The sequence below is a fragment of the Croceivirga thetidis genome (genome assembly GCF_012272815.1).
Classification (GTDB): Bacteria; Bacteroidota; Bacteroidia; order Flavobacteriales; family Flavobacteriaceae; genus Croceivirga; species Croceivirga thetidis.
Genome location: NZ_JAAWWL010000001.1, coordinates 1,057,867 through 1,084,180 on the forward strand (window position 1 = coordinate 1,057,867; position 26,314 = coordinate 1,084,180).

The following is a 26,314-nucleotide window of genomic DNA, read 5'->3' on the forward strand; positions in this document are numbered from 1 at the left end:
ACGAAAACTTTACTGTAGGCTGAATATTTCATCAAAGGTGTGTATTTCGTCAAGACGAACACCTTTTTCGGTTTGTTTCAATGTACATAGTTGATTATGGGCGTCATGTTCAAAAAATAGCACATACTCATTGGACACGGCTTCGTTCAAAAAGGCACTTTTTTCTTCTAGGGTCAACAAGGGTCTAGTATCATAGCCCATAACATATGGCACGGGCAAATGACCAACTGTAGGAATCAAATCACCCATATAGACCAAAGTTTTTCCCTTGTATTTGATATGCGGTATCATCTGTTTGTCGGTGTGCCCGTCTACAAACAAAATGCCAAATCCCAACTCCGATTTTTCTTTAAATGCTTCGCCATTTCTCTCGATGAAGTTAAGCTGGCCACATTCTTGCATTGGAAACAAGTTTTCTTTTAGAAATGATGCTTTTTCCCGAGCATTTGGTTCGGTTGCCCACTGCCAATGATCTTGGTTGGTCCAAAATCGTGCATTTTTAAAAGCGGGCTCGTATCCTGTTCTGTCATTGTTCCATTGAATACAACCACCACAATGATCAAAGTGGAGGTGGGTTAAAAAAACATCGGTAATATCATCACGATGAAAGCCATGAACCTTTAAAGAAGCATCAATATTATGATCCCCCCAAGGGTTATAATAACTAAAGAATTTAGCCGATTGCTTGTTTCCTGTTCCTGTGTCAATTAAAATTAGACGATCGCCATCTTCAATTAATAGGCATCGGGCCGCGATGTCAATTTGGTTGTTTTCATCAGCCGGATTGGTACGTGACCATAACCCTTTTGGGACAACACCAAACATGGCACCTCCGTCCAATTTAAAATTTCCAGCTTCAATGGGGTACAGGGTCATCAACTTCAGAAAAGGTCGCGCAAAATAAGGAACAGATTGCTAACAGCCTTATAAACACTGAATTATTAGTCGATTTTTAACAGAATTCAAAAGAAGTAAAATAAGCTTGGAAGAAGACAAAATGCGCCTACGAACTTCTTAAAAGGAGGATTGAAATAAAAACAGTATTTTTCGTAAAAATGAATTTATGGTTGAATTAGCCGGGATAATAATTTTAGGAATTGTGGCGCAGTGGGTAGCTTGGCGACTAAAGCTACCTGCAATTTTACCACTAATTCTAATTGGTCTATTGGTCGGTCCTATAGCCACCCTTTACACCGAAGATGGTTCAAAGTTGATTGAACCCATCTGGAACGGTACCAAAGGGCTTTTTCCTGGTGAAGGTCTTTATTATTTTGTTTCGCTTGCCATTAGTATTATTCTGTTCGAAGGGGGCCTGACCTTAAAAAGAGCAGAAATTTCAAATGTAGGCCCGGTTATAACCAAATTGATAACCGTTGGTTCAATAGTCACTTTTTTTGGTGCTGGAATTGCTGCGCATTACATTTTCGGTCTTTCTTGGCAACTCTCTTTTTTATTTTCTGCCTTAATTATAGTTACAGGCCCCACGGTAATCACCCCAATTTTGAGAAATATTCCCCTTAAAAAAGATGTTTCGACAGTATTGAAATGGGAAGGTATATTAATTGATCCGATTGGAGCCCTGGTTGCTGTATTGGTATTTGAGTTTATTAGCGTTGGAGGGGGAACAGGATACACCCAGACCGCCCTTATTGAATTTGGAAAAATTCTACTTTTTGGTACTACTTTTGGTTTCACCTTTGCTCATGCACTTGCTTTTGCGATAAAGAAAGATTGGATACCACACTACCTTTTGAATGTAGTTTCGCTTTCGGCAGTCTTATTGGTCTTCGTTGAGTCTGACATATTCGCACATGAATCGGGTCTATTGGCCGTTGTGGTCATGGGTATGGTATTGGGCAATATGAAATTGCCCAACTTAAAAGAACTGCTTTATTTCAAGGAGTCGTTAAGTGTTTTATTGATTTCAATTTTATTCATCTTACTTGCAGCCAACATCAACATACAAGATTTAGAATTATTGAAGACTTGGAACACGGCCTGGCTATTTTTAATTGTAGTCTTCTTGATTCGACCCATAGGCGTATTTATAAGCTCATGGGGCTCAGACCTTAAATGGAATGAAAAACTGTTTATAGGATGGGTTGGACCTCGAGGTATAGTCGCTGCAGGTATCGCATCACTATTTGGCTCAAAACTATTGGCCAATGGGGTCGCCGGAGCGGAATATATTACACCCTTGGTTTTTATGATAGTATTGGGCACGGTTCTTTTCAACGCAACTACGGCTCGAATCTTTGCCAAATTAATCGGTGTGTTCCTAACCAAATCAGAAGGAATTTTAATTATTGGAGCCTCGAAAATTTCTCGTTTGATTGGCAGCTACCTCAAAAAGAACAAGAGGCATGTTGTATTGATTGATAACAACCAAACCAATATTGATAAATCGAAAAAATTAGGCTTGGAGGCCTTTACGGCAAACATTTATTCCGATTCCCTATCAGACTATATTGAATTAAGTGATGTTGGCTATGTTATGGCCATGACCGGTAATGCCGATATCAATAAATATGCAATTGAAAAATTCACCAAAAATTTTGGGGAAAATGGATCATTTAGATTGATAGATGCAGATGAGATGAACGATCCTGAGAACAACCCTGAAGAGGGCCTTTTTTCGCATACTGATGATTTCATAAAACTTACTGATGCCGCGAGGAACTATCCTTCAATTAACGAGATTGATATTGAAAGCAAAGAGCAATACGATGCGTTGATTGAAATCACCAAGGCGGATAAAAATACCGTGCCAATCTTTTTGAAAGACCCTGACGGTGATTTAAAAATAATACCATCATTCAGCAAGGAATTCCAAGATATAACCGAGGGTTATAAGTTGGTCTACATGGGTAAAATTCTTGATGCAGATAAGGACGAAGAAGATTTGACCGTCTAGTCGTTCAGCTTAAGAACGGCCATAAAGGCTTGCTGTGGTATCTCTACATTACCGACTTGACGCATTCGTTTTTTACCTTTTTTCTGCTTTTCCAACAATTTTCGTTTACGAGAAATATCACCACCATAACACTTTGCGGTCACGTCTTTTCGAAGAGCTTTTATGGTTTCTCTAGAAATGATTTTGGCCCCAATAGCCGCCTGAATAGGTATGTCAAACTGCTGCCTTGGAATCAGTTCCTTTAATTTTTCGCACATTTTTTTCCCGATGTTATAGGCATTGTCAGCATGGACCAATGCGGAAAGTGCGTCAACCGTTTGCCCATTCAATAAAATATCGACCCTTACCAATTTAGAGCTGCGCATTCCAATAGGAGAATAGTCAAAGGAGGCATACCCTTTCGAAACTGTTTTCAAACGATCATAAAAATCAAATACAATTTCTGCTAGGGGCATATCAAAATTCAATTCGACACGCTCCGTGGTCAAATAGGTCTGATTGGTTATTTGTCCGCGTTTATCAATACAAAGGGACATGACATTACCCACAAAATCAGATTTGGTGATAATAGTTGCTTTTATGTAAGGCTCTTCAACACGGTTCAATGTTGAAGGCTCTGGCAAATCCGTCGGATTGTTGACAATAACCACATCATCGGGATTTTTATTGGTGAAGGCATGGTAGCTTACGTTAGGAACGGTAGTAATCACCGTCATATTGAATTCACGCTCCAAACGTTCTTGTATGATTTCCATATGTAGCATGCCCAAGAAGCCACATCGAAAACCGAACCCAAGTGCTGCACTACTTTCCGGTGTGAACACAAGTGAGGCATCGTTCAATTGAAGCTTTTCCATAGAAGAGCGAAGCTCTTCAAAATCTTCGGTGTCGACAGGATAAATCCCAGCAAAAACCATCGGCTTTACATCTTCAAATCCTGCAATTGCATCCTGTGAAGGGTTTTCAGCCAACGTAATGGTATCACCTACTTTTACCTCTCTTGCATCTTTGATTCCTGTAATTAAATAACCAACATCTCCTGTTGAAATTATTTGTTTAGGACGTTGTGTGAGTTTCAACGTCCCAATTTCATCGGCGAAATAGTCCTTTCCAGTGGCCATGAACTTTATTTTTTGTCCTTTTTTCAATTCGCCATTTAGAATTCTAAAATAGGTTTCTACACCTCGAAAAGGGTTATAAACCGAATCAAAAACCAATGCCTGTAATTGACCGGAAGAATCACCTTCGGGTGCTGGGATTCTATCAATTATTGCCGTCAATATATCTTTTATGCCAATTCCAGTCTTGGCACTCGCTGGAATCACTTCTTCTGGATCACAGCCTAATAAATCAACAATGTCGTCAGTTACTTCTTCCGGATTTGCACTCGGTAGGTCAACCTTGTTCAAAACAGGAATGATTTCTAAATCATGCTCTAAGGCCAAATATAAATTTGAGATAGTTTGAGCTTGAATACTTTGAGCGGCATCCACCACCAAAAGAGCTCCTTCACAAGCTGCAATAGAGCGAGAAACTTCGTATGAAAAGTCTACATGACCAGGAGTGTCAATCAAATTAAGTACAAAAGGCTCCCCGTTATGTACATAATCCATTTGAATGGCATGACTTTTAATGGTAATACCACGTTCGCGCTCAAGGTCCATATTGTCCAACAATTGATCCTGTTTCTCGCGTTCCGTAACCGAACCGGTAAAATCTAATAGCCGGTCTGCAAGGGTACTTTTACCATGGTCTATATGTGCAATTATGCAGAAGTTCCGAATGTTTTTCATAGCAGTTGTTCAAATCTTTCGCAACGGGCTGCAAATATAGTTCATTTGTCAGGCGTTTGAATTATATTGGTTAACGCTCAACTGATTAATTTATTAGTTTTGGCGCCACCTGAACACTAAATATGAAAAAGGCATTGCTTTTTACAGCAGCTCTTGTATGCTCTTATTTCAGCTACTCACAAAGCTTTTCCGTTACCGGCAAAGTAATAGACGAGTCTGATCAGCCTATTGCCTTTGCCAACATTTTGTTGCTCAACCCTTTAGATTCTACGTTTATTAAGGGAACTTCCGCTTCAGATTTAGGAGAATTTAGATTTGACGGAATTAAGCCAAGAAAGTTCCTCGTTCAGGCCAGTTATATTGGAAAGACATCAATTACCAAATCAATAGAAGTGTCAGATGATATTGAATTGATTCCATTGGTTATTGATTTGTCAGCTGAACAGTTAGATGAGGTAGTGGTCGCTTCTACTAGACCCAAGGTTGAACGCTTACAAGATCGTGTGGTTTTTAATGTGGAAAATACAGTTGTGGCCCAAGGTGATAGTTGGAATGTGCTTCGAAATACTCCCGGTGTAATTGTCTCGGGCAAGGATCTACAGATTAGGGGAATTGCTGCTACTGTGTATTTAAATAACAGAAAAGTTCAATTAACAGGCGAAGAACTTAAGACACTGCTACAAGGTTTTGCAGGGTCCAATATAAAATCTGTAGAGGTTATCAGTAATCCGCCTGCAAATTTTGATGCCGAAGGAGGTCCAGTTTTAAATATTATTACATCAAAAAGTTTAGTGGCCGGTTACAAGGGGAGCCTGAATACGATATTGACCCAAGCAGTTTTTCCAAAATATAGCTTCGGAACAAGCCATTATTTCAAAACAGAGAAGCTTAATGTATTGGCGAATTACAGTTTCAATCCACGAAAAGAGATAAGAAAGACAAGAAAAGGAATCAATTTTATCAATGACCAAGGGGAGTTGTTCTCAAACTGGGAAACCAATATTGAAGAAATAAAGCGTATTAGCGCCCATAATTTAACTGCAATTGTAGATTATCAATTTGATGATAATAACAGTTTAAATTTTACATCTACCTATGTCAACAATTCCAATCAAGAATGGGACAGTGACCTGGTTACTGAAATTCGTTCTTCACAAGGAGTTATTGATAGCACTTTTACCACCGATAATTTGTTAGGTGCGGACAATACCAATTTTGCAATTGATTTAACCTTTGACCATAGTTTTAAAAAACCAGGTTCGAAGATTTCATTAAATGCTCATTTCACCGATTTTGATTATGGTTTTAATCAGCAAATTGCGTCTGACTATTTTGATAATGGTGGCACATTTTTACGTGATTTTTCATTTGACACCAATTCCAGCCAAGAAATTAAGATTTACACCGGTCAGGTTGATTATGTTACGCCTGTAGGACAAGGGATATTTGAAACCGGGGCAAAAGCCTCCATTATTGATTCGGAAAGCAGTATTGATTATACAAATTTTCAAGGTGCAGACGAATCTGTGAATGCCAATCTTTCAGATAACTTTTTATATGATGAAACGGTATTGGGGGGGTATTTATCGTTGCAACAAAATTGGGAAAAATGGTCTTTGAAAGCGGGATTGCGGGGTGAATATACCGACGCCTTAGGTACGTCACTGACGCTGAGTACCATAAATAATCAGAACTTTTTTGAATTTTTTCCTTCTTTGTATGTACTATATACGGCTTCAGACAAACATAGTTTTGCATTTGATTACAGCCGGGGTATCCAAAGACCTAAATATGATGACTTAAACCCATTTCGTAATTTTTCGAATGAAAATGATTTTGTAGAAGGAAATCCTAGATTGTTTCCAGCATTCAGCAACAACTTCAATTTCAATTATACCTTTAATAGTGAGTTGTTTTTTGATCTGTATTATAGAAACAATGGAGAGTATATCAATTATTTGGTTTTTCAGAATAATCAAAATCAGACCCTTTCAGAACTGAAACAGAACGTGCTTGGCAGTAATTCTTACGGCCTTGATATTATTTACAGTAAAGCACTACTAAATCCATGGTACGTTTATGCTTATGTATCATTTTTCCATGAAGATGAAACCTTTTTAGCGGTAGAAAGTGAAAACAGGGAGTTTGAAAACAGTTTTGATGGATTTTATGCTTACATAGCGAATTATTTGACGCTTAGCAAAGATGGTTCGTTAACCGGTGAAGTTGGTCTAACATACTGGTCAGGTTCTATCTTTGGGTCTTACGTTGAAAGTGAGAACTTGAACTTGACTTTTGGTTTAAGAAAATCACTTTGGAATGATAGAGCTATTATTTCTGTTGCTGCTGAGGACTTATTGGAGCGCTATGTTCCTACTTACACTTCTAGATACTTCAACCAAGACAACTTCTACAGAAGGAGGCCCGAACTACAATTTATTCGGTTTGGTTTTACTTATAATTTTGGCAATTTTAAACTAACAGATAACGAAAGAAGTATTAGTAAAAAAGAAAGGGATAGACTGGAATCTGGAAATTAATCTTCCCATTCGGCAATAAAAAGATTGGTATCCCTTGTTCCCCCGTTATTTCGATTACTTGAAAATGCTAAGAATTTACCATCGTTGGAAAATACAGGAAATGCATCAAATGTCTCGCCATGTGTAACCCTTTTTAGGTTTTTACCATCGGTATCGATGAGATAAAGATTGAATGGAAACCCACGCTCAGCCTCAAAATTACTAGAGAATAAAACTTTATCTCCTGAAGGATGAAAAAATGGGCACCAATTAGCATTGCCCAAAAAAGTTAATTGTCTTAATTCGGAACCATCTGCGTTACAGATGAATAATTCCATTTCTGTAGGTTGCACCAAACCCTGGGCAAGCAGTTCTTTATATTCGGTAATTTCCTCCTTTGTTTTTGGTCTTGAAGCCCTGAAAATTAGTTGTGTACCATCAGGTGAGAAGAATGCACCACCATCGTAACCAAGCTCATCGGTTATTTGAGTGACTTCGCTTCCATCTAAATTCATGGTGTAGAGTTCTAAATCTCCACTACGGTCTGAGGTAAATACAATTTTGTCACCTTTCGGAGATACTGTGGCCTCCGCATCATAGCCAGGCTCATTGGTTAATTGTTTAACGATATTGCCTTCCAAATCTGCCACAAAAATGTCAAATGAGTCATATACAGGCCAGACGTATTTGCCATTTTTCCTAAGTGGCACCTTGGGGCATTGCTTATCTACCAAATGAGTTGATCCATATAGAATGTGCTTGTTATCTGGCATAAAATATGAGCATGTCGTGCGGCCCATCCCTGTGCTTACCATCGGGGGTTTGATATTTTCAAACACTTCATTTTTTTCCATCGTGAATATTTGGTCACATTCGACCCCCCATTCCTTATAGTTTGATTGAAATACCAATTGATTATCATCAAAACTCCAATAGGCTTCAGCATTATCTCCTCCAAAAGTAACCTGGCGCAGACTCTTAAAATGTGTTTCTTCTGGATAAATTAGGGAATCAGAATTTGTGCTAATACTGACTTCCTCAGCCACTTTGTTTGTATTTTTCTTGTTGTTCTCTTTGCAAGAAAAGAAAGCCAGAAGCAAAAGAATGAGAGTATATCGACACATAAAGATTCCTAATTTTGCACAAAAATAAGACAGATGCGTTTATTCTTCTTTTTGTTGGTCGCGGCCATTCTATGTATCAATTGCAAAACCAAAGAAACGTTTCAATTCTCCCTTGAAGAAACAGTCAACTTTCTTGCTTCAGATTCTCTAAAAGGTCGGGCAACGGGAACTCTAGAAGAACAACAGGCCGCAGCATTTTTGGCAAATCAATTAAAGGAATTGGGATTCGCCCCAAAAGGGGTTGAAGAAACGTATTTGCAAACCTTTACATTCATGGAGACCCGTGACCCGCACAAGGAGGTGGAATTTATAACAGCAGGGGAGGGAACGACCACAGGAACCAACGTAATTGGATTTTATGACAAGAAAGCGGAAAAAACCATTGTACTTGGTGCCCATTATGATCATTTAGGTATGGGAGGGCAAGGCTCATTACATCGAGGTGATCCTGAAATACATAATGGAGCTGATGATAACGCCAGTGGGGTTGCAACAGTTCTCAAAATTGCGGAAAAGCTTAAGGATAGTCTGATGTCGACCAATATTTTGGTTCAATTTTATTCAGGTGAGGAAATGGGGCTTTTAGGCTCTAATTATTATGTAAAGAACCCCACTCTTGAAATGAATGAAATCAACTTTATGATTAATCTTGACATGGTGGGTAGATTGCGTGAAGACAAGAGTCTATCAATAAGTGGTGTAGGTACTTCATCGCGTTGGAATCAATCACTGAACGTTAATAATCCTGGGTTCAAATTGATTTTGAAAGAAAGCGGTATTGGCCCATCAGATCACACTTCATTCTATTTAGCCGACATTCCGGTTTTACATTTTTTTACAGGACAACATGAAGACTATCACAGGCCTTCCGATGATTCCGAGAAACTGAATTATGAAGGAATGAATGAAATAGCAGACTATATTGTTGCCGTCTGCATGGATCTGGACAATAGCCCAAAATTAACCTTTAAAATGACGAAGAACGAGAGTGAGGAAGTACCTCGATTTAAGGTTGGATTAGGCGTTGTTCCCGATTACTTGTTTGACGGTAAAGGCATGCGAATAGATGGTGTGAGCGAGAATAAACCGGCTCAAAAAGCTGGACTACAGAAAGGAGATGTTGTGGTTCAATTGGGAGATAGCTTAATAACTGACATGATGAGCTATATGCGTACCCTTTCAACATTCGAAAAAGGGGATGCCACAAAAGCCGTAGTTGACCGTAATGGAGAAAAAATTGAGGTTGATATTGAATTCTGATTCGCTGTTAACTGCTTCACTTTGAAGAAATTTCGTTTTTAAAGTACCTTTGTCGTTCAAAAAAATTGCCAATGCCGAAAATCGGTGACATACAATTACCTGATTTCCCTTTACTTCTTGCTCCAATGGAAGATGTAAGCGACCCCCCATTTCGGGCATTATGCAAAGAAAATGGGGCTGATGTGGTTTACACTGAGTTTATATCTTCTGAGGGTCTTATTAGAGATGCCGCTAAAAGCGTGATAAAGCTCGATATTTACGAAAAAGAGCGTCCTGTTGGTATTCAGATTTTTGGTGCGGAAATGGATTCGATGCTACAGGCAATTGATATCGTTGAAAAATCCAATCCTGATATTATCGACATCAACTTTGGTTGCCCTGTAAAAAAAGTGGTATGCAAGAATGCCGGTGCAGGTATTTTAAGAGATATACCGCTCATGGTAAAATTAACAGAGGCAATGGTTAAGCGGACCAAACTGCCGGTTACTGTGAAAACACGATTGGGTTGGGACAGTAATTCAATAAAAATTGTTGAGGTTGCTGAGCGCTTGCAAGATGTTGGTATAAAAGCAATTTCGATTCATGGCCGTACCCGTGTTCAGATGTACAAAGGGGAAGCTGATTGGGTGCCGATTGCAGCAGTTAAAAACAATCCCAGAATGCACATACCGGTATTCGGCAATGGTGATGTAGATACGCCCGAAGCTGCTGTGCGAATGCGAGATGATTTTGGATTGGATGGAGCTATGATTGGGCGGGCCAGTATCGGAAACCCATGGTTTTTCAATCAGGTCAAACACTATTTTAAGACAGGTCAACATTTGCCTTCGCCTTCTATGGAAGAACGTGTAGAGGCAGCACGCAGACACTTACAAATGTCCATCGATTGGAAAGGGGAAAAGCTTGGGGTATTTGAAACCCGAAGGCATTATACCAATTACTTTAAGGGAATACCACATTTCAAGGAATACCGAATGAAAATGGTGACCAGTGATGATTCTGCCGATGTGTTTGCCGCTTTTGATGAGGTTTTAGAGAAGTTTGGAGACCATCAATTCGCTTAGATTCCCATTACGAAATTGCCACCAATCTTTTGTTGATTCGGCTACTGGCAATTTTAGCTGAGACAAATCCCAAGGCGGCAATGGTTAGAAAAACAAGTAACACGTTCTGCCAATCAAATGCAACGGGATAGGCTAGGCTAGGTGTAATCTTTAACCAACCAAAAGCAAGCTGCGATAGTATGATCAGTATGCCAATGACCACTCCAATCAATCCCCCTATACAGGTGGTCAACAATCCCTGAAGAAAAAAAGTAAACCGTAAATCCCTTACAGGGGAACCTAGCGCGAACAGTGTTCTCAAATTCTGTTGTTTATCAAGAATCATCATTATTATTGCCCCGACCACATTGAAAAGTGCAATTATGAGCACTAAGGTGAAAATCAAATAGGTTGCCACATTTTCGGTATTGAGCATCTTGTAAAGACTACCATTAAGTTCTTGACGACTAAGAATTCGTCCTTTTGAACCCAATACTGCAGCGATTTCCGCTCTCGCTGACTCCAGATCAAATCCTTTTGATAACTTAAAATTTATGGCTGAAACCGTAAGGCTATCTTTTTCTAAAAAAGCTTGAACAGTTGGTAGTGACGTAATCACATATTTGCGATCTAAGTTTTCTTCTACGGCATATACCCCAGTTAGCACAAGTGGCAGACTGTTATAGGGTTTTGAATTTAGAACCTGTTGGTTTATAGATCCTTTACCAGGTTTGGGAGCTAGGGCAATTAAAGGCGTTTCATAGTTGTTTAAGGGCACGCCCAATATATTGAAGGCGCCGATGCCGATAACGCCGCTGTATTCATTCACTCCCCAATTGCCAAAATAAAGCATGCTATCAATGCCAGTGGTCATTTGAAAATTGGAATCCACACCTTTTATAGTGGCCAGGTGACTTTTCTCTCTAAATGTTAAATAAACACGTTCTTCAAGCTCCTTTGAATAATGGGCAACGCTTTTTAAGTTCTGTAGCGCCTGGTCATTTTCGGTTGAAACGGTAAAGAATTTTCCGGTAGCGGGTATGGCCTTTAAATCGGGGTCAAAAGCATCGGTAAATTGTAAACTAAAAGACTTTAGTCCTGAGAACGCCGATAGTACGATGAACAGCGCCGCAGAACCGATTACAATGACCAGGAATGTAATGAAGTTTATGATGTTTACGGCGTTTTGCTTGCTTTTTGACCGTAAATACCGTTTGGCGATGTACAACGGAAAATTCAAAATCAGGACTTCTTTCGTTTATCCAATAAATCAGGATTTTCTATGGGGTTATCTACACCTTTCAATGACTTTTCAATATTATCGATGTATTCCAACGAATCGTCTAAATAAAAATTTAGATTGGGCATACGTCGCATTTGATTCTTGGTGCGCTGAGCAATTTCATGTTTTATCAATGGTTCGTTTGATTTAATACCAGCTAAAAGCTCAGATGCCTTGGCATTGGGAAAAATGCTGAGGTAGACTTTGGCGATTGACAAGTCTGCCGTAACGTAGACTTTTGTTACAGAGATGAGCACACCTTTAAGACCTCCATCGGTCGCTGCACGTTGCAGTACCTCGACCATGTCTTTTTGAATAATGCTGGCTATTTTTTTCTGACGGGGCGTTTCCATGGGTCAAAAATAGGATTTCATAAGCAATCTCAGCCTTTTCTAAGCTTGAGCTGTTTAACTTGCGATTATATTAACGCTTGATAAATGAATAAAATAGAACATTTGGGCATAGCTGTCACTGATTTGGAGAAATCCAATAGTCTTTTTGAAAGGTTATTGGGCGTACCCCATTACAAGATAGAAGAAGTAAAAAGTGAGGGCGTGAGAACCTCTTTTTTCAAGTCAGGCCCCAATAAAATTGAATTACTCGAGGCAACTACCCCAGAGAGTGCCATTGCGAAGTTCATTGAAAAGAAAGGTGAGGGTATTCATCATATCGCTTTTGCGGTTGACGACTTGAAAGTTGAAATAGAACGTTTGGAAAACGAAGGTTTTGTGGTACTACCAGGATTTCCTAAAAAGGGAGCCGATAATAAAATGGTTGCTTTTTTACATCCGAAAGGAACCAATGGTGTTTTGGTAGAACTTTGCGAAGATATTGGTACAATTGAAAATAAAAGCTAATTTTGCAGGCCAACAATTGGTCCTATAGCTCAGTTGGTTAGAGTAGCTGACTCATAATCAGTTGGTCCCTGGTTCGAGCCCAGGTGGGACCACATCAAGCGGAAAGCTCATGCCGATAGGTATGGGCTTTTTTGTTTTCGGATTTTGGGAGCGCTTGCGCTTCCAAAAAGTAGAAAACAAAATCGCGCTTTGCGTGCAAAGCATGGCTTTCCATTTGCAGTAGCGGTTTTCTCTGGTTAACAGCGACATTGGAGCTGACAACCCAGGCGGGAACACATAAAAAATCCGTAACAAACTATTAATTAGTGGGTTGCGGATTTTTTATGTATTTCTGTATGAATTGTGTACGGCTAATGCAATTGCCGGGCTCATAAAAGCCTATCTAACTTTTTTGAAATTTGGAGTTTAATTTCATTGTCAACGTTTTCATTTTCTAGTAAATCGATTATCTTTTTTTTTCTTTTAGAATTGTCTCTGTAAAACCAAAAATCTAGAAGGATAAGCAGACTAAAGAAAAAGATGATTGCTATCCAAAGGAATAATGGGATTTCACCATCATTTGCTATAATCTGGCCTTTCTCAAAATTTATATTCACATAGAACTGAAATCCTATTGCGGAAATGAAAAGTCCAAATAAAGCCACTTTAGTTCTTCCTAAAGAGTAACCCCTAAATATTGACAAAATTTTCTCCATTTGATTTTAACAATTTTTATTTCTTATCAAGGCGCTCAATAATGTTACTAATAGAACCCACGATAACTTTCATTAAACGACTTATTTCAAAATATCTTCCAATTTTCTTGTCAAATTCTTGAATTTCAACTTCCTGTTGTTTTTGCAGTGTCTCAAGTTCATTAAGTATTTTTTGTAATCGCTCGTACTCTTCTTTCAACAATACACTACTTTGCAATGAATCGATTTTTACAAATTCCTTCTCCTTAACTTTTAGGGTCACCTTTTGATCTCGTTGGACTATTTGTTGCTTCTTATGTTTTTGATTTTCTTTTGTCAAACACTCATTATAATGACTGACTTCCCCTATTAAATCGTAAACTTTTCTTTTCTTTATTTTATAATACCGATATAGGTAAAAAAGCAAAACTCCGTAACAAAATAAAATAGCAACAAAAATTATGGCGTATTGGAAATCAGCTAAATAGAATAAAACAAAGTGCCCAAAGACAATAGATAGTCCTATAAACAAAACTTCTTCTTTTCGGAATGTTAAAGCGTCCCTCAGTGTATTTAATTCTGAAATAAAGTTTAGTGAAAAAGGCTGATTTAAATCTGCTTTGTCCGACTTTTCTTCAGAGTTATTATCCAATTCCTCAAATTCTTCTTCCTCAAATCCTTCTTCTATCAATCTATATAAGGTTTAAGTTATCTGTTAAAATTCACGATATTAAAATTATTACCATCTATTCTTTTTATTGTGATATCTATCAATTAGCCATAACCCAAATAGCCAAGCAAATAAAAAGATAAAATAATGCCATCATCTAAGCTCCTCCATGGCTCATACTTCCAAATTACCAGAATACCTGTCCAATAACCCTCCTGTTTTAAATTCTCTTTTTCCAACAATTTGATCCGATTTAATTGAAAGTTCTACCTAAACGAAGAATTTATACAGGGTATAAAGGGAAAATTTGCCATTCTTTGAAATGTGATGTTTTAGGAAGGTACAGTTTGACCAAAGTTCATCCCATTGTTGCTCTTCTTTCAACATCTTGTATTCGTACAACTCCATCGGTAATAATTAATTTCCAATTATTCGTAGTCAAATTTTTTAATAATGCTGCTCCAATTCCATTACTTTTCTAACTACTCGTGTTCCGTAACACATGGATTCACAGTTTGATTCTAATTTAAGAAGAAAGTAATTAGGACACCTTTCTCATTTTAATTATTTCTATATTTGGACATACTCCTTAATTATGGAATAAATCCATGAAAAATATAGTTTTTAGAAATACAGACAGGTATGCAATAAAACAACTTCTCAAAGAGATAGGCGCTCATTTGTTAAGTATTGAATGCGAGAATAGAAAACTTAGTTTTCCCAAAAGAATAAGTCTTTTTTATTTAGAGGCTAATGAGTTCCAAACGATTCTAAAATATAAATATCCTTCTGCGGGTGTTGCAAGTATTATTGTCGTAGATAGAAATGATTTGCCCGAAAAAGGGTGGGAAAGAGTAGAATTAATTTAGTTGGATTAGGCGGCGACTAAGCTAAGAAAATAGGCTTCCAATTCAGGATTAATAGAGTCAATACTATTTTTTTGAATTGGAAGATTTTTGAAAAAAGCAGAAGACAATAGTTCAGAAGGAGATATTCTTTTTAATTCATCACTTTTAAACAAATCTGAAATATTAATACCATTTTCATCGGCATATTTTTTCAAGTATTTAAACATATAACGAATCAAACTTGTTGGAGCTTCTTTAAAGGTTGGCAATTCCCAATCTGCTAATTTTAAATATTCCTCGTTATTGTAAAGAAATCCTCGAATAACTTTAATGCAGAAACCAACACATGTTGTAATATCATATTCGGCGTTTACCAAAAAGTTTTCCCCTGTTTTCGAATCATAATATGACCCATTAAAAACAAAACCGTATTGTGGTTTTACACCACGGGCTTTTAATTTTTGGCAATGTCCTAAAAAAGAGACCACATCAGCTTCATGAATAATCTTGGTTTTTTTAAAGTATAAATTATCATAATCACCCGTTCTTTCGGTAATTTCTTCTAATAAAACATCTCTTCCATCAAAATGAAAATAGTGGATTTGTTTATCAAAGCAAATGACTAAACCAGAGTGCTCACAGCGTCCATTTTTACCAACGGCTGCTGATATAGCCACAAAGTCATTAAGGTTACTTAGCGACGAAAATGATAACAATTCTTCATCAAAGGAAAGGGCTATATGTAAACTTCCCTTGCTCAATAAACCTTGCCAATTTTTGATTCAAGGTAACCCTCAACTTCATTCAACAAGCCTGTAAGCGGCATAACGTTCTTTAAACCCTTCGAGACAACCAGAATAGTTCGAAGGTAAACGGGAAGCGAACTTTCATGTATAAAGGGCTTGATAAACTTTACTGCCCCATCATAATCTTTGTTATCATAAAAGTCTTCCAGTTTGTCAGAAATAAAATGAAAGGGCTCCGTACCCTCTTTGTTTTTCAAAAGCTTAAAGAAATCTGATAGATCGAAAAATAGCTCAGCCTCTTTCTCATCATAAACGTCACACAACTTGTAGGTTTCTTTTTCATTTTCCTCTTTTACCCAGGCACAAACATTAATATTTTCGTAAAGCTTACCACCAAGCATTCTAGCCTCTTCCGGAGAGCATTTGATAGTGAAAGAAGATTCTCCAACACTGATGTGAAAATTAGGCTTTATACCTCCACAGTCAGTAAGTGTTCCATTTAAGAATTTAATTTTAAAATCCCCCTTGCCTTTTTGAGTATTGCGGGTAGTTTTAAATTGATTCGTAAAAAGCGGTTTTATACTTATTCGATTCCCCTTTTTTGTGTAAGTAATATCAAAATCCTCATTTTGATATGCTTTTTCTCTAATTTTATTAAGGTGTTTAACGTAAAAATTGTCACGGTCAACTTCTGATTTCGAAGCTTTTTCTATTTTTTTGTATACAATTTCCATGTGATCAGTGGGTCCTATTATGGACTTCACGGCACTGGACTTTCTAACACCTATTTTTAGGTGTAAGTCCTTTTCAAATTCAACGATTTTTATTAGAGAAATTAGTATCTCGCTGAATGCTTTTGAATCAGCAAGACTCATGCTCTCCAAATCTATTGGATTGCCGGCAGAATCTCGCTTGATTAAAATTTCTATTTTGTCCATTCAGTTAGAAGTATATCAAAAGTAACAATAATGTTAAGTATTATTGCTAAAGTTACTTCGCCGCCTTTTTGGTAAGTGTGCGATACGTTGCGCACCGAAAAATTCAGGTACTTAACTCAGATTTTTTTGTTTTGCCAAAAAATTGCCAATATGTCTTTTAAACAGCCGGTAAGCCGTTAACTTGGGTATAAAAAATTATGAAGATATCAGCAATGGGCGTTGTTGCCTTTACCACCTTTGTTTTAGTTACCCTAACTATCATGGTTGGTATGAACTTTTCTTTTAGTTGGGTTTTTTATATAACTGTTTTTGGTCAAGGCCTTGTAGTTTATATGGTGTACAAAGTTTTAACCGATGATTACAAAACAACAAAGACGTTTGACGACTTTTATGAAGACCACCCAATTGGTTCAGAAAGATTTCGTTAAACCATTTCCATTTGAGGTTCTTTTGGGCTGTGAATGACTTCCATACCCAGTTCTGGAATGACCAAAAGCGGTATCTGTGTATGAAAGGCCGTTCGCTTGACGATTGGTTCTCTGGTCATTTTCTCCATATAGCTGTGTTGGTAATGTAACATGGCCAATAGATGGATATCCAATTCATTGGAAAACACTTCCAAGGTTTTTGAGACCGAGCTTAATTCTGAAACCGTATGAACGTAATGTTCAACTCTAGAAAAATACTTTCGTAACATGTTCAGGTTGAACTGCTGTAGCTCAGACAGTGCCTTAATTTCATATTGCACATAGACAATACGTATGGTAGCTTTAAAAGCGATTGCCATGTTTATTAAAGGTTCTAATTCTGACTGCGAATAGAATCGATTAAAATCAGTTGCGAAGGCAATTTCAGAGGGGGATTGATAATCAAAATGTTGCGGAATTGCTAGAACCGGACATTTTTTTGTGTTTTTAATGATACGAACCGTATTACTGCCCATAAATACTTCATCCATACCTGAAGCACCTTTGGTACCTGTAACGATAAGTTCAATATTGAAACTGTCTACTACGTCTTTTACCTCATCGGCCAACAAATTGAAGGAGGATATGGTCTCAAAGTTGTGTTTTGGATTATTAAAAGCCGAACGAATACGGTTAACGGTCTTTATCAATCCGTTTTCTGAACTTGACCGAATAGCATCCTCAATGCGAACACCATTGACCATGGGCGCCATAAATCGACTGTTGGGAATCACAGGGGTATAGGTGTTCAAAAGGTAGAACAGGCATTCTTGATTTTTGAATAGTTGCATGGCATATCCAATAGCGTTCCATGCATTATCTGAGAAATCGGTGGGTATCAATATCCTTTTCATCCCAATTTTTATTTAAGATGGGATAAAATTAGCTTGGTCTTGAAAGCGATACTATGACAAATGTCAGCTTTAGAAAAAAAGAAACTACTAAAACCCTTCGGCCAAATCTTTGAGTTTACGCTCGTCCTTAATCCCTAATTTCTTTCCCGAAGCCTTGATGAGGCCCTTTTTCTTGAATTCAGAAATTATACGGATTGCTGATTCGGTGGCGGTACCCACAACGTTACCAATATCTTCACGAGAGAGGGTCAATACAAAGTAGCCATCTTCATCAACACCGAAATTTTGGAGATAGAGAAAGGCCTCGGCTATGCGCTGCTTCACTGTTTTTTGGCTCATGTTTACGATTACATCATCAGCTTCCCTTAAATCATGGGCCATGTGACGAAGCACTTCTAAAGTGAAGTTTGGGTTTTTGTGGAGCGTATTGGTGATGCTTTCTTTAGGAATGAAACATACCTCCATATCACTGACAGCAACAGCAGATAAATTGGCGTGTTCTTCTGCAATTACCGAACGCTGGCCCATCACTTCGCCTTTGGTAGCCAACTTTACAATTTGATCCTTACCGTTTGGGCTTAATTTTGACATTTTTGAAACCCCGTTACGTACGCAATAAACACCATTTAGCTTATCACCTTCTTCAAATAGGGGCTCGCCTTTTTTGACTGTTTTTGTGATTTTGGAATCTGAAACTTTTTTTAATTCCTCTTTGTTCATCGCCCTCAAAGAGTTGAACTGACGGATAATACAATTTTCACACCTGCTCTCATTCATGACAATAAGATTTACCTAACGGTACAAAGGTATACGACCTATGTATTTGAAAAGCTGACAATTGTCATATTTTATTATTTATCGTCATTGGACATTTGCTGCAGGTATTAGTAAATGTGTATGTCTTCTTCAACGTGCTACCATTGCGGGGATGTTTGTGACAACAATGAGGTTTTGTTCGATTCAAAGCGCTTTTGTTGTAATGGCTGTAAATCGGTCTATCAAATTCTTATTGATGGCGGTTTGGATTCTTTTTATGAAATGGAATCCAATCCAGGCATTTCGCCCCATGAAACTTCAGGAAAATTTGATTTTTTAGAGAACCAAGAAGTGGTACAGAAGCTTCTGGATTTCGATGAAGGCGGAGTTCAAGTAATACAATTACACATTCCCAACATGCACTGTAGTTCTTGTATTTGGGTATTGGAAAACCTTGGTAAGCTACATATTGCTATTAAATCATCTCAAGTCGATTTCCCCAAAAAACAAGCAAGATTTACGTATGACAAGGAGAACCTTAGTTTAAAAGAGCTGGCCTTATTGCTATCAACAATTGGTTACGAACCTGTTATTACCCTTGAAGATTATTCGAAAACCTCAAAAACGACCAACAATTCATTAATCTATAAACTGGGCGTTGCAGGTTTTGCTTTTGGCAATGTTATGCTCTTGTCGTTTCCTGAATATTTTGAAGTTGAAGAATTCTGGCTAGACCGCTATAAACTATTCTTCAGGTGGTTAATGTTTGCTTTTTCATTGCCTGTGGTTTTCTATGCTGCCCAAGATTATTTTAAATCTGCATTTAAGGGACTAAAATCTAGCGTATTAAATATAGATGTACCTATAGCTTTGGGAATTCTAACCCTCTTTGTTCGAAGCACCGTTGATATCGTTTTTGATTTGGGGTCGGGCTTTTTTGATAGTTTAACGGGTTTGGTTTTCTTTTTGTTGGTTGGCCGTTTCTTTCAACAAAAGACCTATGCCCATCTTTCTTTTGAGCGAGACTATAAGTCATATTTCCCTATCGCCATTACTCGGATTGTTGATGAAAACGAGGAGACCATTGAAATTCATAAAATAAACAGAGGGGATAGAATACTCGTGCGGAATCAAGAAATAATTCCTGTTGACGCAATACTCCTAAAAGGATATGCCCAAGTTGATTATAGTTTTGTAACGGGTGAATCGGAACCTTTAAAAAGAAAATTAGGGGACAAACTATTTGCTGGAGGTCGACAAATAGGAGGGGTCCTTGAGCTGGAAGTTCTTAAATCGGTCTCCCAGAGTTATTTAACCCAGCTTTGGAGCAATAAAGCCTTTTCCAAAAACAAAGCAAGTAGTTTCCAAACTTTGACGGATGCCTTGAGTAAACGCTTTACGCTTGCCGTGCTCACTATTGCATTTCTGGCAACTGGCTTTTGGCTTTGGCATGACCCAAGCAAGGCATTAAATGTATTTACCGCGGTACTTATTATTGCTTGTCCATGTGCCATAGCTTTGGCTGCGCCCTTTACACTTGGTAACGTACTTCGAATTTTTGGAAGGTTTAAATTTTATGTAAAAGATACCAATACGCTTGAGCGTCTAGCTAGAATTCAGACCATCGTCTTCGATAAAACTGGCACCCTTACTTCAAATAATGGTAGTGCCATTACCTATGAGGGAATGCAACTGACAGAAGAAGAAAAGGTTCTTTTAAAAACTACACTTAGGGGGTCAAACCATCCGCTAAGTCGGGAGCTATATGGAATTCTGAAAAGCAACCAAATTGAAACCTTGGATGAATTTGTTGAAAGAACAGGTAAAGGTTTGGAAGGTAAATTAGGGGAACATTCAGTCAAAATTGGTTCAGCTGCTTATGTTGGCAACAGTGATTACAATTCCCTAGAAACTACGGTACATGTAGCTGCTGATGAAAATTATAAGGGAAGATTCGTGTTCAAAAGTCAGTTCAGAAATGGTATTGTGAACTTACTTCAGAATTTGAGACAGAATTACTCTGTTGCCATTTTATCTGGTGACAACAAAGGTGAAAAAAACAAGTTGGCGCAACTACTTCCCTTTCAGCTACCCATGCTTTTTGAACAAAAGCCAGAAGACAAACTTGAGTTTATTGAATCCTTGCAACGAAAAGCTAAAGTACTTATGGTCGGTGATGGTCTTAATGACGCAGGTGCATTGGCACAAAGTGATGTAGGTGTTGCCGTGGCTGAGAACGTTAATGTTTTCTCTCCCGCAAGTGACGCAATTTTGGAGGCCTCAAAATTAAATCAGCTAGCTTCTTTTCTGGCAATTGCAAGGCAGTCCATAAAAGTTATAAAAGCATGTTTTCTACTCTCATTGGGCTATAACCTCATTGGGCTTTATTTCGCTGTTACGGGCCAATTACAACCTGTAATTGCCGCCATTTTGATGCCTTTGAGCTCAATAAGCATTGTTGTTTTGGCGACACTAACAACAAATATTCTTGGAAGAAAATTAGCTACCAAAACCTGATATATGTCATTTTTTACGAGTTCAGTCAATTTTAGTTTTACACCCAAATTCAGGTAGGTATGAGTGTCATTTATATGTTATTGACCATAAGCATAATTGTAGCTGTACTCTTCTTCTTTGTTTTTTTGGCCGCGGTCAAAAAAGGACAATATGATGATGCGTATACCCCATCTGTTCGAATGCTCTTCGAAGACGAACTCGTTAACGAAACATCAAATAATAGCAACCAAAATAAAAGTCAAACTGAGTAATTATGGAAGTACAACAATTTCAATACGATAATAAAATCGTTCAAAAATTCCTCTATGCAACTATGCTATGGGGCGTTGTGGGCATGGTGGTCGGCCTATTGCTGGCCTTTATGTTTTTATTCCCTAACCTAACCGATGGTATATCGTGGTTGAGCTTTGGTCGTTTAAGGCCACTTCATACAAATGCTGTCATTTTTGCTTTTGTGGGGAATGCCATATTCGCTGGCGTATATTATTCCTTGCAAAGATTGCTTAAAGCCCGCATGTTCAGCGATGTTTTGAGCAACATTAATTTTTGGGGTTGGCAATTGATAATTGTTGCTGCTGCATTGACCTTACCCTTAGGATATACTACTTCAAAAGAATATGCAGAATTGGAATGGCCTATTGATATTGCCATAGCTGTTGTTTGGGTGGTGTTCGGATGGAACATGATAGGTACCATACTTAAAAGAAGACAACGGCATCTCTATGTTGCGGTTTGGTTTTACCTGGCAACTTTTGTTACGGTTGCGGTACTGCACATATTCAACAGTTTAGAGCTGCCAGTTTCAGCACTAAAAAGTTACTCTGTTTATGCAGGTGTGCAAGACGCCTTGGTACAATGGTGGTATGGTCATAATGCCGTAGCATTCTTTTTGACAACTCCATTTTTAGGATTGATGTATTACTTTGTGCCTAAGGCTGCGAATCGACCAGTTTATTCCTATCGTTTGTCAATTGTTCACTTCTGGTCCCTGATATTTATTTATATCTGGGCAGGTCCACACCACCTCTTATATTCATCTTTGCCCGACTGGGCCCAAAACTTAGGCGTTGTGTTTTCCGTTATGCTCATTGCACCTTCTTGGGGAGGAATGATAAACGGGCTTTTGACCTTGCGGGGGGTATGGGATAAAGTTCGGACAGATCCCGTTTTAAAATTTATGGTTGTTGCCATTACCGGTTATGGTATGGCCACTTTTGAAGGGCCAATGCTTTCCCTAAAAAACGTGAATGCCATTGCCCATTTTAGTGATTGGGTCATTGCGCATGTCCATGTTGGAGCTTTGGCTTGGAACGGCTTCCTGACATTCGGTATGATCTATTATTTAGTTCCTAAAATGTGGAAAACCACCTTGTATTCAAGAGCACTGGCAAATTTCCATTTCTGGATTGGCACTTTGGGTATCGTACTTTATGCATTGCCCATGTACGTAGCAGGATTCACACAGGCTTTAATGTGGAAAGAATTTAATCCTGATGGAACCCTTGTTTATGGTAATTTCTTGGAAACAGTGACTCAAATTATCCCGATGTACTGGATGCGTGCGATAGGAGGTTCATTGTTCATTGTTGGTATGTTGGTAATGGTATATAATGTCATTGTTACTATTAGAAAAGGAAGCTCTGTGAGTGATGAACTGGCTGAAGCACCTGCTTTGGCAAAGGTTACTACCAGAAGAACGGCTGGTGAAACTTTTCATACTTGGTTAGAAAGAAGACCAATCCAATTGACAATTCTAGCTACCGTTGCCATTTTAATTGGAGGTATCATTCAAATAGTTCCCACATTATTGGTGAAATCAAACATCCCCACAATTACAAGTGTACAACCGTATACACCTCTAGAGTTGGAAGGGCGAGACCTTTACATTCGAGAAGGATGTGTTGGGTGCCATTCGCAAATGATACGGCCGTTTCGTAGCGAAGTTGAACGTTACGGTGAATACGCCAAGGCCGGTGAATTTGTATACGACCATCCCTTTCTGTGGGGCAGTAAAAGAACAGGACCTGATTTACTTCGGGTTGGAGGTAAGTACTCGGATAACTGGCATTTAAACCACATGTATGACCCCCAAAGTACGTCTTCGGGATCAATAATGCCTGCCTATCAGTGGTTGGTCTTGAACGAACATGATAGAAGTGGTGTAGAAGCCAAAATGGAGGCAATGGTCAAGTTAGGGGTTCCCTACACAGACGAAGACATTTCAAACGCACAGGAGCATATGGCAGAGCAAGCACTGCAAATAGAGAAGAATCTATATACAGATCCTGAATTTGCCAGAACCTATGAGGCAGATAAAAACTACGCTGCAGATAATAACCTTGACTTTGTAGAAATGCGAAATAGAGAAATCATATCCCTTATTGCTTATTTGCAACGATTGGGAACGGACATTAAGGTTAAGGAAACGGATGAATTAATCTCACAAAACAAATAACCATGCTAAAGTTCGTAAAAAACCACATGGAAAGTATTGAAGGTATAGCAACCTATCCCATGATATCATTGCTAATTTTCTTCGTGTTCTTTTCCCTCCTCTTTTGGTGGGTATTCACTGCTTCTAAAGCTCATATAAAAGAAATGGGCGAATTGCCTTTAGATAACGACAACCAAAAAACAAGACAACATGATTTCTAAATTTCCATGGTGGATAAGGGTTCCACTGCTGTTTTTCATTATTTGGGGATTATTGGAATATTTCATTGACGCTGGCGACTCACTCGCCATTATAAAATACCCTGTAACACAGTTTTTCCTTCTTATGGTATTACTGATTTTGATTGCTATTGAGGCCATACTCAAATCAGTAGAGAATGTAATGTTCCAAACACTATCTGAAGAAGCCAAAGCGCGTTATCTACAAACTAAGAATAAAAAAGTAGAATGGACTTGGGGTAAAAATCTATTTAAGAAGCTCACGAAAAGTCGAGCTATCGAACAAGAGGGTGAGATTATCTTGGACCATAATTACGATGGTATTCGAGAACTCGATAACGTATTGCCACCATGGTGGGTCTATATGTTCTATGCCACTATCGTTTTTGGCCTCATCTACTTGGTACGTTTTCATATTGCGAGCGACTACACCCAAGCAGAAGAATATGATATGGAAGTTGCTGAAGCCAGAATTGCAATTGAAGAATATAAGAAGACGGCAAAAGATTTGGTAGATGTGAATTCTGTGGAATTGCTGACCGATGCTTCAGACTTAAACGCAGGGAAAAAGATTTTTACCACAAATTGTGTGGTTTGCCATATGGCAGATGGCGGTGGCGGTATAGGTCCTAACCTGACTGATGAATATTGGATATTAGGTGGTGGGATTAAAAATGTTTTCAATACCATATCAGAGGGCGGTAGAGATGGTAAAGGAATGGTTGCCTGGAAAAATAGCTTAAAGCCCAGCGAGATGGCGCAAGTAGCCAGTTATTTATTACAATTTCAAGGAACCACTGCTGCCAACCCTAAAGCCCCGGAAGGGGAAATATGGGTTGATCCCAATGCCCCTGAAATCAAGGAAGAACCTGAAGCTAATTCTGGAGAAACCTATGAAACCGATGCCGCTGATTTGGTAGAAGAGACCAAAGAGTAAGTAATCTACTGACCTTTTAAGGGTTTTAAATGGAAGAAAATTTTAGAGATTCGATAGCAACAGTTACAACTGAGGGAAAACGGGCATGGATTTACCCCAAAAAGCCTCGCGGGAATTTCTATGAATATCGAAAATACGTCAGCTACTTTCTGTTGCTTTTTCTCTTTGCTTCTCCGTTTATAAAAATCAACGGTAATCAATTCTTACTGTTCAATGTGCTCGAACGTCGATTTAATATTTTCGGCTTCCCGTTTTGGCCACAAGATTTTCATCTGGTTGTTATTTCCATGATTATTGGGGTGGTCTTCGTTGCACTGTTCACAGTGGGTTTTGGCCGATTATTTTGTGGTTGGATGTGCCCTCAGACCATATTCATGGAAATGGTTTTTCGCAGAATTGAATACTGGATTGATGGAGACAGAGGTGCTCAAATAAGACTTGATAAATCTCCTTGGAATGCCAATAAAATTCGTAAACGCCTTTTAAAATGGCTGGTTTTCTTCATCATTTCTTTTTTGATTGCAAATGTGTTTTTAGCCTATTTGATTGGTAGTGACAAGTTGCTTCGCTATATAAATGATGGTCCATTTCAACATTTCGGAACCATAATTCCACTGTTGATATTTACCGCCGTTTTTTACTTCGTATTTGCGTGGTTCAGAGAACAGGTATGCATTATTGCATGCCCCTACGGTAGGTTACAAGGGGTTCTGCTTGATGATAAATCGATTGTTGTTGCGTATGACCATAAACGTGGGGAAGGCGAAAATGGACGGAAAAAGTTCAGAAAAAATGAAGATCGCGATGCGTTGGGCCATGGTGATTGTATTGACTGCTTTCAATGTGTTCATGTATGCCCTACCGGCATTGACATTAGAAACGGCACCCAATTGGAGTGTGTAAACTGCACGGCATGTATTGATGAGTGCGACCATATCATGGAAAGTATTAAAAAGCCAAAAGGGCTGATTCGATATGCCAGTGAACAAGAAATTTCTGAAAAGAAAAAGTTTCAGTTTACACCAAGATTAAAAGGGTACGCTTCGGTACTTACTATTCTGATTGGTATTTTGATAGGTATGCTTTTTTTGCGTAATGAGCTGGAGGCAAACATATTGAGATTGCCAGGACAGCTGTATGAAAGAAAGGACAACAACGTGATAAGCAATGTTTACACCTACAAATTGGTCAATAAGACGAGTCAACCAGTAGATAGTGTGAGTTTCAAATTATTGTCTCACAAGGGTACCGTAAAAATGGTATCAAAAAATTTCTTTAAGGTTCCAGCTGAAGAGCTGGCTGAAGGAACCTTATTTATTGAAATAAACAATTCGGCTCTCAATGGGGATAAAGACAAATTGAAAATAGGAATCTTGAGTGGTGACAAATTAATTGAGACAACTACGACTCAATTTTTGGCCCCTAGGAGCTACCATTAAAAC

At 38.4% G+C, this 26,314-nt stretch carries 24 protein-coding genes and 1 tRNA gene; 14 read left to right on the top strand and 11 right to left on the bottom strand.

The genetic code is table 11. From position 1 onward, the window contains the following. Window positions 1–9: 9 nt before the first annotated feature. Complete coding sequence (locus HCU67_RS04770) at window positions 10–876, bottom strand: MBL fold metallo-hydrolase (RefSeq protein ID WP_168551430.1); 867 nt, start codon at window positions 874–876, stop codon at window positions 10–12. Window positions 877–1,063: 187 nt separating this feature from the next. Between HCU67_RS04770 and HCU67_RS04775 the strand changes: the two genes are divergently transcribed. Beyond that, the gene (locus HCU67_RS04775) at window positions 1,064–2,914 is read left to right on the top strand and encodes a cation:proton antiporter (RefSeq protein WP_168551431.1); all 1,851 of its coding nucleotides are present in this window, start codon (window positions 1,064–1,066) and stop codon (window positions 2,912–2,914) included. On the opposite strand, the gene lepA is transcribed toward HCU67_RS04775, so the two are convergent. After that, window positions 2,911–4,707 (bottom strand): translation elongation factor 4, encoded by a 1,797-nt coding sequence (lepA, locus tag HCU67_RS04780; protein ID WP_168551432.1) that lies wholly within the window; start codon window positions 4,705–4,707, stop codon window positions 2,911–2,913. The genes HCU67_RS04775 and lepA overlap by 4 nt on opposite strands. 122 nt (window positions 4,708–4,829) lie before the next feature. Here lepA and HCU67_RS04785 point away from each other — a divergent pair, with 122 nt between their 5' ends. After that, a complete protein-coding gene (locus tag HCU67_RS04785; RefSeq protein WP_168551433.1) occupies window positions 4,830–7,247 on the top strand; it encodes a TonB-dependent receptor domain-containing protein in 2,418 nt (805 codons plus the stop codon). Here HCU67_RS04785 and HCU67_RS04790 read toward each other — a convergent pair. Continuing rightward, the gene (locus tag HCU67_RS04790; RefSeq protein WP_168551434.1) at window positions 7,244–8,350 is read right to left on the bottom strand and encodes a TolB family protein; all 1,107 of its coding nucleotides are present in this window, start codon (window positions 8,348–8,350) and stop codon (window positions 7,244–7,246) included. The genes HCU67_RS04785 and HCU67_RS04790 overlap by 4 nt on opposite strands. 33 nt (window positions 8,351–8,383) lie before the next feature. On the opposite strand from HCU67_RS04790, the gene HCU67_RS04795 reads away from it, so the two are divergent. Continuing rightward, window positions 8,384–9,610, top strand: coding sequence for a M28 family peptidase (locus tag HCU67_RS04795; protein WP_168551435.1), 1,227 nt, complete (start codon window positions 8,384–8,386; stop codon window positions 9,608–9,610). Between the two features lie 71 nt (window positions 9,611–9,681). Then, entirely contained in the window at window positions 9,682–10,674 is a 993-nt protein-coding gene (gene dusB, locus HCU67_RS04800) for a tRNA dihydrouridine synthase DusB (protein WP_168551436.1), read from the top strand. A 7-nt stretch (window positions 10,675–10,681) separates the two neighbouring features. Here dusB and HCU67_RS04805 read toward each other — a convergent pair whose 3' ends face one another. Next, the gene (locus tag HCU67_RS04805) at window positions 10,682–11,893 is read right to left on the bottom strand and encodes an FtsX-like permease family protein (RefSeq protein WP_168551437.1); all 1,212 of its coding nucleotides are present in this window, start codon (window positions 11,891–11,893) and stop codon (window positions 10,682–10,684) included. A gap of 2 nt (window positions 11,894–11,895) precedes the next feature. Further along, on the bottom strand, window positions 11,896–12,288 hold the full coding sequence (gene rbfA / locus HCU67_RS04810; protein WP_168551438.1) for a 30S ribosome-binding factor RbfA: 393 nt from the start codon (window positions 12,286–12,288) through the stop codon (window positions 11,896–11,898). A gap of 84 nt (window positions 12,289–12,372) precedes the next feature. On the opposite strand from rbfA, the gene mce reads away from it, so the two are divergent. Next, complete coding sequence (mce, locus tag HCU67_RS04815) at window positions 12,373–12,792, top strand: methylmalonyl-CoA epimerase (RefSeq protein WP_168551439.1); 420 nt, start codon at window positions 12,373–12,375, stop codon at window positions 12,790–12,792. Between the two features lie 18 nt (window positions 12,793–12,810). Next, a tRNA-Ile gene (locus HCU67_RS04820) sits at window positions 12,811–12,884 on the top strand. A 276-nt stretch (window positions 12,885–13,160) separates the two neighbouring features. Here the strand turns inward: HCU67_RS04820 and HCU67_RS04825 are convergent. After that, window positions 13,161–13,487, bottom strand: coding sequence for a hypothetical protein (locus HCU67_RS04825; protein ID WP_168551440.1), 327 nt, complete (start codon window positions 13,485–13,487; stop codon window positions 13,161–13,163). Window positions 13,488–13,503: 16 nt separating this feature from the next. Next, window positions 13,504–14,157, bottom strand: coding sequence for a hypothetical protein (locus HCU67_RS04830; protein ID WP_168551441.1), 654 nt, complete (start codon window positions 14,155–14,157; stop codon window positions 13,504–13,506). Window positions 14,158–14,744: 587 nt separating this feature from the next. Here HCU67_RS04830 and HCU67_RS04835 point away from each other — a divergent pair. After that, window positions 14,745–15,005, top strand: a complete 261-nt coding sequence (locus HCU67_RS04835) for a hypothetical protein (protein ID WP_168551442.1) — start codon at window positions 14,745–14,747, stop codon at window positions 15,003–15,005. Between the two features lie 5 nt (window positions 15,006–15,010). Here the strand turns inward: HCU67_RS04835 and HCU67_RS04840 are convergent, their stop codons facing one another. Both HCU67_RS04840 and HCU67_RS04845 read right to left on the bottom strand, forming a co-directional pair. Then, complete coding sequence (locus HCU67_RS04840; RefSeq protein ID WP_168551443.1) at window positions 15,011–15,745, bottom strand: hypothetical protein; 735 nt, start codon at window positions 15,743–15,745, stop codon at window positions 15,011–15,013. After that, a complete protein-coding gene (locus HCU67_RS04845; protein WP_168551444.1) occupies window positions 15,742–16,668 on the bottom strand; it encodes a hypothetical protein in 927 nt (308 codons plus the stop codon). Before HCU67_RS04845 ends, HCU67_RS04840 begins: the two co-directional genes overlap by 4 nt. 197 nt (window positions 16,669–16,865) lie before the next feature. Here HCU67_RS04845 and HCU67_RS04850 point away from each other — a divergent pair, with 197 nt between their 5' ends. Continuing rightward, entirely contained in the window at window positions 16,866–17,096 is a 231-nt protein-coding gene (locus tag HCU67_RS04850) for a hypothetical protein (RefSeq protein ID WP_168551445.1), read from the top strand. Here the strand turns inward: HCU67_RS04850 and HCU67_RS04855 are convergent. Both HCU67_RS04855 and HCU67_RS04860 read right to left on the bottom strand, forming a co-directional pair. Next, window positions 17,093–17,989, bottom strand: a complete 897-nt coding sequence (locus HCU67_RS04855; protein ID WP_168551446.1) for a universal stress protein — start codon at window positions 17,987–17,989, stop codon at window positions 17,093–17,095. The two genes, HCU67_RS04850 and HCU67_RS04855, sit on opposite strands and share 4 nt — an antisense overlap. Window positions 17,990–18,076: 87 nt before the next feature. After that, window positions 18,077–18,709, bottom strand: a complete 633-nt coding sequence (locus HCU67_RS04860; RefSeq protein WP_168552059.1) for a Crp/Fnr family transcriptional regulator — start codon at window positions 18,707–18,709, stop codon at window positions 18,077–18,079. Between the two features lie 177 nt (window positions 18,710–18,886). Between HCU67_RS04860 and HCU67_RS04865 the strand changes: the two genes are divergently transcribed. The 6 genes from HCU67_RS04865 to ccoG are packed head-to-tail and all read left to right on the top strand — an operon-like array spanning window position 18,887 to window position 26,311. Continuing rightward, entirely contained in the window at window positions 18,887–21,262 is a 2,376-nt protein-coding gene (locus HCU67_RS04865; protein ID WP_168551447.1) for a heavy metal translocating P-type ATPase, read from the top strand. Window positions 21,263–21,321: 59 nt separating this feature from the next. Next, window positions 21,322–21,513 (top strand): cbb3-type cytochrome oxidase assembly protein CcoS, encoded by a 192-nt coding sequence (gene ccoS, locus HCU67_RS04870; protein ID WP_168551448.1) that lies wholly within the window; start codon window positions 21,322–21,324, stop codon window positions 21,511–21,513. Between the two features lie 2 nt (window positions 21,514–21,515). Then, a complete protein-coding gene (gene ccoN / locus HCU67_RS04875) occupies window positions 21,516–23,717 on the top strand; it encodes a cytochrome-c oxidase, cbb3-type subunit I (RefSeq protein ID WP_168551449.1) in 2,202 nt (733 codons plus the stop codon). 2 nt (window positions 23,718–23,719) lie between these two features. Then, on the top strand, window positions 23,720–23,917 hold the full coding sequence (locus tag HCU67_RS04880) for a CcoQ/FixQ family Cbb3-type cytochrome c oxidase assembly chaperone (RefSeq protein ID WP_168551450.1): 198 nt from the start codon (window positions 23,720–23,722) through the stop codon (window positions 23,915–23,917). Continuing rightward, entirely contained in the window at window positions 23,907–24,872 is a 966-nt protein-coding gene (locus HCU67_RS04885) for a cbb3-type cytochrome c oxidase N-terminal domain-containing protein (RefSeq protein WP_168551451.1), read from the top strand. Before HCU67_RS04880 ends, HCU67_RS04885 begins: the two co-directional genes overlap by 11 nt. A gap of 29 nt (window positions 24,873–24,901) precedes the next feature. Next, window positions 24,902–26,311: a cytochrome c oxidase accessory protein CcoG gene (gene ccoG, locus HCU67_RS04890; RefSeq protein ID WP_168551452.1), complete on the top strand. Its 1,410-nt coding sequence runs from the start codon at window positions 24,902–24,904 to the stop codon at window positions 26,309–26,311. The last annotated feature ends 3 nt before the right edge of the window (window positions 26,312–26,314 follow it).